Genomic DNA, 10,153 nt, shown 5'->3' with positions numbered 1-10,153 from the left:
GGAACGTGCGTCTTGTCAGCTTATGATTTTCTTCCCTTTCCGACAGACAGGTTCGACATGACTGAAAAAACCGAAACCCCGCTTCCGCTCTTCTATCGGCAGCCCGAATTTCTCACGGCGGCCCGGCACGCCGACCTGCGGTTCCATCCGGGCGCTTACGGCTTCGCAAAGGACGCCAATGCGATCCCGCTCACGATCACCGAATTCGGCGCCGCGATGCGGCACTATCCGATCGTCTTCGCGGCGGGCGACGGTTTCCCCGTGGTGCTCCTCGGGCTCGATCGCAGCAACAGCTTCGTCGACGGCGATGCGTGGGCGTCCGATTGCTACGTGCCGGCTTATGCCCGCCGCTACCCGTTCGTCTTCGTCGACCGATCACAGGACAGCTTCGTCCTTGCGATCGACAGGGCCGCGCCGCATTTTGCGGGGGGCGACGAGGACGAGGCACTATTTTCGGACGGGACGCCGACCGGGCTTGTTGAAAATGCCCTGATCTTCTGCCGCGATTTCCACGGCGCGCATATCCAGACCGACGCGTTCGTCGAGGCGTTGCTGGTGCAGGATCTGCTTGTCGACCAGCACGCCGACGCGCGGTTGGATTCGGGGCAGGCCTTGCTGCTTCGCGGTTTCAAGATCGTCGACCGGGCGAAGTTCGAAGCACTTGCGGATGAGATAATTCTCCATTGGCATCGCAAGGGATGGCTTGCCCTGATCCATTTTCATTTCCTGTCGCTCGATCGCTTCGCCGATCTTTTGGCGCGTACGCAGAAAAATACCGCTCCGGCGGAAGCCCCTGCCGAAACAGAGGATGCCTGAAATGACCCCGATGAAGATGATGTGCTCGGTGATCCTGGCCATGCTGGCGGCATCGTCGCTTACCACGCCGATAGCGGCGCAGCAGCCCGCGCTCGGCGGTCCCGCGATTCCTGGCGTCTGTCTGTTGTCGCGCGAGGCGGTGTTCGCCAATGCGGCGGTCGGCAAGGCGGCGTCGGCCCGGATCGCGGAATTGACGCGCGCCGCTCAGGCGGAAATCGACCAGCTCCGCGGGCCGCTGGAGACCGAAGCCACCGCGATTGCGGCGCTGGGCCAGGATGCCAAGGCAAAGGCGCGCCGCGATGCCCTCGCGACCCGCTGGCAGGCGCTGCAGAGTCAGGCGGCGCATGGCAGCCGGGAGATTGACGCGACGCGCGCCAAAGCGCTGGCGCGCGTCGCCGACGAAGCGCAGCCGGTGATTGCAAAAATCTATGCTGCGCATAAATGCGGGCTGTTGTTCGATCGGGGCGCGGCCCTTGGCGGGAATTTTTCGAACGATTTGACCGCCGACGTGGTGACCGCACTCGACGCCAAGATCACGACCTTCGGTATCGAGCGCGAAAGATTGCCGCAACTGCCCGACAACGCCGCCCCCCGCGGAGCCGCCAGCTAGCTATTGCCGGCGCTGGCTTTCCCGGAATTGTTGCGACGCGTTGGAGAGTTTCCCGATCCTTGGCGGCTCCACGGAGCCGCCAAGGATCGGGCGTTATCGGACATCATGTTTGCCATGGTATAATCGCGGTCCGGTTTTGCGCGCTAACACCCGGTCGTTCCGCGTCCATATTCCGCTTGCTCCTTGGGTATTATGATATACCATTACAATCGGGCGCGGGATGATCCCGTGCCCTGGATGAGGGGGCGGGCGCCCATCGATCGTGGCGCGGACTCCCCTGTTCGGGAGAAAGCCGATGCGCCGACGCCGCAGCCAATTTCACCACAGCATTTTTCGCGCCGATCCCAACGGCGATCCCGATATCAACACCACGCCGCTGATCGATGTGATGCTGGTGATGCTGGTGATGTTCATCATCACCATTCCGCCGCCGACGCACAGCGTCGATGTGACCTTGCCCACCGGCGACACCGGGCTGCGGGTCGAGGATAAGAACAGCGTGACGATCGACACCGCCGACGTGATCCGCTGGAACGACGAGGCGGTTGACTTGGCCGAGCTGGGCGCGCTGGTGAAGCAGGCAACCGAACGCCCCGAACCGGCGGCGATCCTGTTCCGGCCCGAGGCGCGGGCGCGCTATCTGCGCGTCGACGAGGCGATCGGCGCAATCCGGCGCAACGGCGGCGGCAAGATCGCCTTTCCGGGGATCGATCAATATCGCGAACTGATCTGAGCGCGATGTCGCTCCCGCCGGCGATGAGCCGGCGGGGGGCTGGCCCCGTCAGGCAGCGGGGGACTGCCTCCGTTAAGCGGCGGGGGCAGTGCCCGGGCGCAGATAGGCCATCATATAGCTGACATAGTCGGCCTTGCCGAGCGGCACGCCCATGTGGCGGAGGATGCCGTAGGCGGCGACGAGGTGGAAATAATATTGCGGCTGCGCCCAGTCGCGCACGTATGTGGCGGCGGTCATGTCGAAGGCCATGCCGTTGGGGAGGTCGAAGCCGACCGGCCGGCCGGGTTCGCCCCCGAGCGCCGCGGCGTCGATGCCTTCGAGCCAGGCGAGCGTTTCCGCGATCTGCGCCTGGAGACCAGCGAAGTCGTCCGCGTCGTCGGGCATCGCGGGCGCACCGGGGGCGCCGAGGCGGGTGGGGGCCTGCATCGCCTGGATGCACGAGAAACGGACCTGCGACGCAAGCGGGAACATGTCGGGCGCGAGGCGCGCGGCGAGGAATTGGAGCTCGCCGATGTCGTTGTCGCGGCCCCATGCGAGAGCCCGGCCGAGCTGGCCCGAGAGAGCTTTCAGGCCGTTGACATAAGCGGGCACGGTGAGGTCGTAGAGCATGGCGTCGTCCTTCGAAGGGTGGCGTTCGGTGGCGGGGTGGCCGGTCAGGCGGCGGCCAGATTGTCCTGGAATTGCAGGCGCGCGAGGCGGGCGTAGAGGCCGTCGGCGGCAACGAGCTCGTCGTGCTTGCCTTCCTCGACGATGCGCCCGTCATCCATCACGATGATGCGATCGGCGGCGCGGACGGTCGCGAGTCGATGCGCGATGACGATCGTCGTGCGGTCGTGCATCAGCGTTTCGAGCGCGTCCTGAACGAGCTTTTCGGACTCGGCGTCGAGCGCCGAGGTCGCTTCGTCGAGCAGCAGCAGCGGTGCACGGCGGAGCAGCGCGCGCGCGATCGCGACGCGCTGGCGCTGGCCGCCCGACAGGCGGGCGCCGCCTTCGCCCATGAAGGTGTCGAGGCCTTGCGGTAGTTTGCGCAAGAACTCCTCGGCATTGGCGGCGCGCGCGGCATCCCAGAGTTCATCGTCGCTGGCCGCCCAGTTGCCGTAGCGCAGATTGTCGCGCGCCGAGGCGGCAAAGATCACCGTTTCCTGCGGCACCATCGCGATGCGCGCACGGATGTCGGCGGGGTCGGCGTCGGTCAGCGGGACGCCGTCGAGGAGGATCTGGCCGCCCTGCGGATCGTAGAAGCGCTCGGCGAGTTGAAAGAGTGTCGACTTGCCCGCGCCCGAGGGACCGACGATTGCCACCGTTTCGCGCGGGCGGATCGCGAGGCTGAACCCATGCAGCGCCGGGGCATCGGGGCGGGTCGGATAGTGAAATTCGACCTGGGCGAATTCGAGCGTGCCGACGGGAGGTTCGGGGAAGGGACGCGGCTTTGCCGGCGGCGCGATGGTCGCCTCGGCGTTCAGCAATTCGCTCAGCCGTTCGGCCGCCCCCGCGGCGCGGAGCAGGTCGCCATAAACTTCGGTCAGGGCGCCGAAGGCGCCCGCCACAAGCCCGCCGGTAAGAACGAAAGCGGCGATCGTGCCGCCGGTGATCGTCCCCGCCGCGACCCCTTCGGCGCCATACCAGAGCAAGGTGGTGATCGCGCCGAACAGCAGCCCGATGACGATCGCGGTCATCGTCGCGCGGAGGCGGATGCGGCGCTTGGCGGTCGTGAAATTGGCTTCGACGGCGTCGGCGAAGCGCGTCGCTTCGCGCGCTTCCTGCCCGAACGCCTGGACGATCTTCATCGCCCCCAATTGTTCGGCGGTGGTGGCGCCGATGTCGGCGACGCGGTCCTGGCTCGACCGCGAGACATTCTGGAGCTTTCGCCCGAGCAGGACGATCGGCATGATGATCACCGGGATGCCGAGCAGGATGCCGCCGGTGAGCTTGGGCGAGAGCGAGAAGAGATAGGCGATACCGCCGATCCCCATCACGACGTTGCGCAGCGCGACCGAGACGGTGGTGCCGACCGTCTGTTCGATGATCGAGGTGTCGGACGTCATGCGCGAGGCGATTTCGGAGGGGCGGTTTTCCTCGAAAAAGCCGGGTGCGAGGCGCAGCAGGTTGCGTTGCACCCCCCGGCGGATATCGGCGACGGTACGCTCGCCGAGCCAGCTGACGAAATAGAAGCGCAGCGCCGTCGCGATCGCGAGCAGCAGCACGATGATGTAGAAGAAGCGGAAATGCGGCGCGACGTCGCCGCCGCCCGCGACGAAGCCGCTGTCGATCATTTCCTTGAACTGATACGGAATGGCGAGCGTCGCGATCGCCGCGATACCGAGCGCCACCACCGCGATCAGCAATTGCAGCGGATATTTGCTGGCATAATGCCACACCATGCGCAGGCTGCCGAGCTTGCGCGGACGCTTGTCCTGCGGATCGGCGGAAGCGCGCGGGGCGGGCTGGTCTGATGATGTCGCCATATTGCGCACGCCCTAGCAGTGCCGGCGCCGCCGCTCAACGCCGCAGAATGATGTGGTGCTTCAAGCGGTTTGAAGGGGAGCGCGATGATCGGTCGCGCTCCCCTTCCGCTCCTACCGGTTGTCGAGCTGCGCGCGCACGGCGCGCAGCCCCGCCTGGGTGATGCGGTACGGTGCGCCGTTCTGCGAGCCGATGAAGCCGCGTTTGCGCAGCCGGGCGAACAGCGGCAGCTTCATGTCCGCAAGGACGAAGCCGTCGCGGGTGAAGCATATCGCTTCGATGATATGACCGTCTTCATCGCGCCGATGGCGGATCATGCCGCCCTGCGCCAGCACATGGAGCACGCGCTGCTCCGCTTTCGAAATATTCATGAGATATGTCCGGGATTATAAGGAACAAAGGCGCGCCGACATCTTGGTCGGCACGCTTCCCACATCCCGTTTTTGCCGGGATGTTAGCGGTTGCCCGCAATCTCAGACATATTCACTCCATCGGCGCATGAGGCGCCGTGCGTGCAGAATATGGACAAATATCGCGTCCCGCAACAATTTTGATGCATTGCACAATGAAATGCAGGGCCTAGACTGGTCCCAACGAACGGGCGCCCGACCGAGAGCGCCGGGGCTGCGCAAGGAACGATCATCTATGTTGTATCACGCGTTTGAAATGCAGAAGAGCTGGCTTGCGGGGGCGAGCGCGCTGGCGACCGCCGGGGCGCAGGTGATGCAGCATCCGGCAAATCCGCTTGGCTATTTCAGCGGCAGCCCGATGTTCGCCTCGGCGCTGGAAGTCTTTGCCCATGCTGCCGCGCCGCGCGGCAAGCCGGGGTTCGACCTGTATGAAACCATCGTCGATGGCGAAACGGTGCGCGTCACCGAAGTCGTCGAGGCGCGCAAGCCGTTCGGCCAGCTCAAGCATTTCAAGCATAAGGGCACGAAAGACGCGCCGAAGCTGCTGATCGTCGCGCCGATGTCGGGTCATTATGCGACGCTGCTGCGCGGCACGGTCGAGCGCATGCTGCCCGGCCACGACGTGTGGATCACCGACTGGCGCGACGCGCGCAACGCGCCGCTGGAAGCGGGCAAGTTCGATCTGGACGATTACATCGACTATCTGATCTCGTGGCTCGAGCATATCGGGCCGGGCGCGCATGTGCTGGCGGTTTGCCAGCCGTCGGTGCCGAGCCTGGCCGCCGCGGCGGTCATGGCGGCGAACGGGCACAAATGCCGGCCGGCGACGCTGACGATGATGGGCGGGCCGATCGACACGCGCAAGGCACCGACCGCGGTGAACGCGCATGCGACGACGCGGCCTTATGCCTGGTTCCAGGAAAATGTCATCGCGACCGTTCCCGCTTATTATCCGGGCGCGGGGCGCCGTGTCTATCCGGGCTTCCTGCAACTCGCGGGCTTCATGTCGATGAACCTCGGCAATCATATGATGAGCCATTGGGAGATGTTCCGTCATCTCGTCGACGGCGACGGTGAGAGCGCCGACAAGACCAAGGAATTCTACGACGAATATCGTTCGGTGTGCGACATGACCGCCGAATTCTACCTGCAGACGGTCGATGTGGTGTTCCAGCGCCATTTGCTGCCGAAGGGCGAGATGCTGCACCGCGGCCGGCCGGTCGACCTCGGCGCGATCGAGGATATCGCGATCCTCGCGATCGAGGGCGAGCGCGACGATATTTCGGGCATCGGGCAGACGAAGGCCGCGCTGACGCTCGCCAAGGCGCTACCGGCGGCCAAGAAGAAATATCTGATGGCGAAGACCGTCGGCCACTACGGCATTTTCAACGGCCGCAAGTGGCGCGAGGAAATCGCGCCGGTGGTCGAGGGGTGGATTCGCAGCAACGGCGGATAGGTTGAGGCGCGCGGAACGACGGCGTATACCGTGCCGGTTCGCCGGTAGAGGAGCAGTATCCATGCGTTCAGTATCGCCGTTTCGGATCACGGCCTGCGCCGGCCTCGTTCTCGCCACCGCCACGGCGGCGGTTGCGGCATTGCCGCCCTATCACCAGCGTACGCGCGAAATCGCCGCGATCGTGGAAAGCCGGGAGGTGCAAGAAGCACTTCGCGAATCGCCGATCGAATCGATCGTCTGGACCGGGCAGGAGCGGGTGCAGGTGAAAGGCGGCTTTTGTAGCGTCGAGGTGCAGATCGTCGACACCGGCAAGCGCGGCGATCCGCCCGGGCCGCGGAAGTTCAAGCTGAAGGTGCGCAAGGCGGTGTGCCAGTAGATGGCATGGCTGTTTTGGGGTAGGAAGCAGGCATCGCTTTCTACAGCTTCGTCATCCCGGGCTAGACCCGGGATCCCGCTTTTTTGAGGGTAACGCAGGTTTCGACGTCCAGCGGGACGCCGGATCAAGTCCGGGGTGACGATGGACGGGACGGCAACTCCCGGCCGGAACCGGACAGCCTCCTTCGTCCCCAATCTAATGCCATGGCGACGTTCGCACGCTCCAATAGACGATATAGAGCAGTCCTGCCCACAGCAGCAGGATGAAGGCCATCCCGGCGCGGCTCGACGGGCGTTCGCTGGCGATCTCTGCTGCGGCATGGAGTTCGGCCCAGAGCGGATCGGGGATCAGGCGGCGGACGAGCCACAGGCCGAGCGGCACGATGATGAGGTCGTCGAGCCAGCCGAGCACGGGGATGAAATCGGGAATGAGGTCGATCGGCGACAGCGCATAGGCGGCGATCGCGATCGCGAGGATGCGCGCGGGCCACGGCACACGCGGGTCGCGCGCGGCAAGCCAGGCGGCGTGCGCCTCGACCGCGAGGCGGTGGCCGAGATCGCCGATATGTTCGGAAAGGGATTTGCCGGTCATCGCGGCATAGACTAGCTGTTTGTAATGGCTATCCAACTGAAAAGCGCGCGTGTCGAACGCTGGCCGGTAGCGGGCGAGTTCGTCATCAGCCGCGGCGCGAAGACGCATGTCGACGTCATCGTCGCCGAAATCGAAAGCGGCGGCGATATCGGGCGCGGCGAAGGCACGCCGGTCTATTATCTGGGCGAGGATGCCGCGGGGTGCCGCGACCAGTTGCTGCACGCGGCGCCGCACATCGCCGACATGGGCGCGGCCGAGGCGCGGGCGGCGGTGCAGGAAATCATGGCGCCAGGCGCGGCGCGCAACGCGCTCGACTGCGCGCTGTGGGATCTCGATGCGCGCCAGCGCGGCCTGCGGCTGTGGCAACTCGCGGGATGCGACGGGGCACCGACCGCGCGCGTCACCGCTTTCACCATTTCGCTCGGCACGCCGGGCGCAATGGCCGAACGCGCCGCGACCGCCGAGGCCGACGGCTATCGCCTGCTCAAGATCAAGCTGACCGGCGAAGATGATCGCCTGCGCGTCGCAGCGGTGCGCAAGGGCGCGCCCGAGGCCCGGCTGATCGTCGATGCCAATGAAAGCTGGGGACAGATCGACCTGCTCAGCGAAGCCGAGGCGCTCGCCGACATGGGGGTCGAAATGATCGAGCAGCCGGTGCCGGTGGGCGCCGACGCGCTCCTCGATCCGATTTATGCGCCGGTGCCCTTTGTCGCCGATGAAAGCTGTCACACCGCCGCCGACGTGGCGCGGATCGGGACTTTCTATGACGGGGTGAATATCAAGCTCGACAAGGCGGGCGGACTGACCGAGGCGTTGCGTCTGGCGGATGCCGCCGACGCCGCGGGGCTGTCGATCATGGTCGGGTGCATGCTGTGCACCAGCCTGGCGATCGCTCCCGCCTTCGTGCTGGCACAGCGGGCACGCTGGGTCGACCTGGATGGGCCGGCTTTGCTGGAGCGCGACCGCGACGGCGGGTTTGAATTTCGCGAGGGGCGGATCGGACCGCCAGTCGGCTAGGCGCTCGTACAATATCCTTGTACAATTCCATGGGTCCCCGCCTGCGCGGGAACCCATGGGCCAATCAAAAAGGGCTAATCAAAAACCGGCGGTCAGAGCGCCACTTCGGCGTGCTTGCCGAGGTCGCCTTCCTTCATCGTCATGCCGGTCGCGAGCTTGAACATGCCCTTGATCCCCGGGTCGGCGGTCCAGATTTCGGCATCGTCGAGGTCGAAGCGGAGGAGGACGAGTTTCGGGTCGTTCTTCCCGCCTTCGTACCAAGCGGCGATGCCGTTGTTCCACAGCCGGTCGAGCACCGCGCGGTCGGTCTCGTCGCGCAGCGTGCCCGAAATGCAGGCGAAAAGGTCATGCCCCTTCGACGCGAATTGCGCCATCGCGGGGCCGCCGCCGGCGAGACGGTTGTCCGTCGCGGTGAAGAACCAGAAGGCGCTGTTGGCATCCTTGTCGAGTTGGGCGTTCATCGGAATATGGTGCGCGCGCTCGCCGGTCTGGCCAACCATGACATAGGGACTGTCGGCCAGCGCCTTCCAGAACTGCTGCTTGATGTCGTCGCTCATCGGAAAGACTCCTTCATGCCCCCCGATGACTGATCAACGCGGCAGCGGCGCGGTTGTTGCCCGGTTCAGCGCGGCTGCGGCTCCGCATAGCTGACGACTTCATATTCGATGCCGTCGGGGTCGAAGAAATAGAAGCGGCGGCCGGGTTCATAATCGCCATGGTTGAACGGTATGAGCCCGATCGCCTTTACGCGTCTTTCGGTTTCGTCGAGGTCGTCCACCTGCACCCCGACATGGTTCAGCGGTTCGCCTTTCGGATAATGCACGTCGGCGCGGGCGCCGTCGGGGCCGGTGTAGAGCGCGATATAGGCGTGGTCGCTGCCGACGTGGATCGTGTGGCCGCCACCCTGCGCCGGGCCGCGCCAGCGTTCGTGCCAGCCGAAGATGGCGATCATCAGCGAGGCGGTGCGCGCGGGGTCGCTGACGGTCAGGTTCACATGTTCGATGAAGGGATGCGTCACTTGAGGGCTCCTGATTCGGGTTGACGCCGGATTTTTACAAGCTCAAGTGAGCTTTAGATCAAGCGACATTTGCGAAAGCGAGGCAATCGATGCATCGGCGCGACCTCATCGCCATTGGCGAACTGGCGGCACGCACGGCCACTGCGGTGTCCGCGATCCGCTTTTACGAAGCGAAGGGGCTGATCGAGGCGCTGCGCACGCGCGGCGGGCAGCGGCGTTTCCTGCGCGCCGACATCCGGCGCGTGTCATTCATATTGATTGCGCAGCAACTCGGGCTGACCCTGGAGGAAATCGCGGCGGAACTGGCGCGGCTGCCCGCGGGGCGGACGCCGAACGCTGCCGACTGGACGCGGATCAGCACCGGGCTGCGCGCGCGGATCGATGCGCGGATCGTCGCGCTCGCCCGGACGCGCGAGCTGCTCGACAATTGCATCGGTTGCGGTTGCCTCAGCCTCAGGAAATGCGGGCTGTATAATCGCGGGGACAAGGCGGCGCAGCGCGGCGCGGGTCCGCGCTACCTGCTCGGCGACCATGCGGGGGAGATTGCCGAGGTGGAGTGATGACGGCTTTGGGGTGGATTTGAGACATTCCCCTCCCTTTTAGGGAGGGGTTAGGGGTGGGTAGCGAGCGTAGCGAGCCAGAGGCAGAGCGCCGCCTTCGGCG

Annotated in this window: 13 protein-coding genes; 7 read left to right on the top strand and 6 right to left on the bottom strand. The window is 65.4% G+C overall.

Annotation, left to right across the window (positions count from 1 at the left end; genetic code table 11):
• The first annotated feature begins 57 nt into the window (after positions 1-57).
• From FHR22_RS19850 to FHR22_RS19840, 3 genes are all read left to right on the top strand, one after another.
• Entirely contained in the window at positions 58-816 is a 759-nt protein-coding gene (locus FHR22_RS19850; protein WP_166945505.1) for a SapC family protein, read from the top strand.
• 1 nt (position 817) lies between these two features.
• Complete coding sequence (locus FHR22_RS19845) at positions 818-1,426, top strand: OmpH family outer membrane protein (RefSeq protein ID WP_166945503.1); 609 nt, start codon at positions 818-820, stop codon at positions 1,424-1,426.
• Positions 1,427-1,721: 295 nt separating this feature from the next.
• Positions 1,722-2,159 carry an ExbD/TolR family protein gene (locus FHR22_RS19840; protein WP_166945501.1) on the top strand — a complete coding sequence of 146 codons (438 nt, stop codon included), beginning with the start codon at positions 1,722-1,724 and terminating at the stop codon, positions 2,157-2,159.
• Positions 2,160-2,231: 72 nt separating this feature from the next.
• Here FHR22_RS19840 and FHR22_RS19835 read toward each other — a convergent pair whose 3' ends face one another.
• From FHR22_RS19835 to FHR22_RS19825, 3 genes are all read right to left on the bottom strand, one after another.
• Positions 2,232-2,768 (bottom strand): DUF1993 domain-containing protein, encoded by a 537-nt coding sequence (locus tag FHR22_RS19835; RefSeq protein ID WP_166945499.1) that lies wholly within the window; start codon positions 2,766-2,768, stop codon positions 2,232-2,234.
• 44 nt (positions 2,769-2,812) lie between these two features.
• Positions 2,813-4,624, bottom strand: a complete 1,812-nt coding sequence (locus FHR22_RS19830; protein WP_166945497.1) for an ABC transporter transmembrane domain-containing protein — start codon at positions 4,622-4,624, stop codon at positions 2,813-2,815.
• 111 nt (positions 4,625-4,735) lie between these two features.
• Positions 4,736-4,993: a YjhX family toxin gene (locus FHR22_RS19825; protein ID WP_166945495.1), complete on the bottom strand. Its 258-nt coding sequence runs from the start codon at positions 4,991-4,993 to the stop codon at positions 4,736-4,738.
• Between the two features lie 274 nt (positions 4,994-5,267).
• Here FHR22_RS19825 and FHR22_RS19820 point away from each other — a divergent pair, with 274 nt between their 5' ends.
• Entirely contained in the window at positions 5,268-6,488 is a 1,221-nt protein-coding gene (locus FHR22_RS19820) for a polyhydroxyalkanoate depolymerase (protein WP_166945493.1), read from the top strand.
• A 61-nt stretch (positions 6,489-6,549) separates the two neighbouring features.
• Positions 6,550-6,864, top strand: a complete 315-nt coding sequence (locus FHR22_RS19815; RefSeq protein WP_166945491.1) for a hypothetical protein — start codon at positions 6,550-6,552, stop codon at positions 6,862-6,864.
• A 195-nt stretch (positions 6,865-7,059) separates the two neighbouring features.
• Here the strand turns inward: FHR22_RS19815 and FHR22_RS19810 are convergent, their stop codons facing one another.
• Complete coding sequence (locus FHR22_RS19810; protein WP_166945489.1) at positions 7,060-7,455, bottom strand: YkvA family protein; 396 nt, start codon at positions 7,453-7,455, stop codon at positions 7,060-7,062.
• 24 nt (positions 7,456-7,479) lie between these two features.
• On the opposite strand from FHR22_RS19810, the gene FHR22_RS19805 reads away from it, so the two are divergent.
• A complete protein-coding gene (locus FHR22_RS19805) occupies positions 7,480-8,472 on the top strand; it encodes a dipeptide epimerase (protein ID WP_166945487.1) in 993 nt (330 codons plus the stop codon).
• Positions 8,473-8,564: 92 nt separating this feature from the next.
• Here FHR22_RS19805 and FHR22_RS19800 read toward each other — a convergent pair whose 3' ends face one another.
• Together FHR22_RS19800 and FHR22_RS19795 are read right to left on the bottom strand one after the other, a co-directional pair.
• A complete protein-coding gene (locus tag FHR22_RS19800) occupies positions 8,565-9,029 on the bottom strand; it encodes a pyridoxamine 5'-phosphate oxidase family protein (protein WP_166945485.1) in 465 nt (154 codons plus the stop codon).
• 65 nt (positions 9,030-9,094) lie between these two features.
• Entirely contained in the window at positions 9,095-9,490 is a 396-nt protein-coding gene (locus tag FHR22_RS19795) for a VOC family protein (RefSeq protein WP_166945482.1), read from the bottom strand.
• 89 nt (positions 9,491-9,579) lie between these two features.
• Here FHR22_RS19795 and soxR point away from each other — a divergent pair, with 89 nt between their 5' ends.
• A complete protein-coding gene (soxR, locus tag FHR22_RS19790; protein ID WP_166945480.1) occupies positions 9,580-10,050 on the top strand; it encodes a redox-sensitive transcriptional activator SoxR in 471 nt (156 codons plus the stop codon).
• Positions 10,051-10,153 lie beyond the last annotated feature (103 nt).

The sequence above is a fragment of the Sphingopyxis panaciterrae genome, assembly GCF_011762125.1.
Classification (GTDB): Bacteria; Pseudomonadota; Alphaproteobacteria; order Sphingomonadales; family Sphingomonadaceae; genus Sphingopyxis; species Sphingopyxis panaciterrae.
The sequence above is the reverse complement of the archived record's forward strand: the minus strand, read 5'-3'. Positions and strand labels throughout refer to the sequence as shown.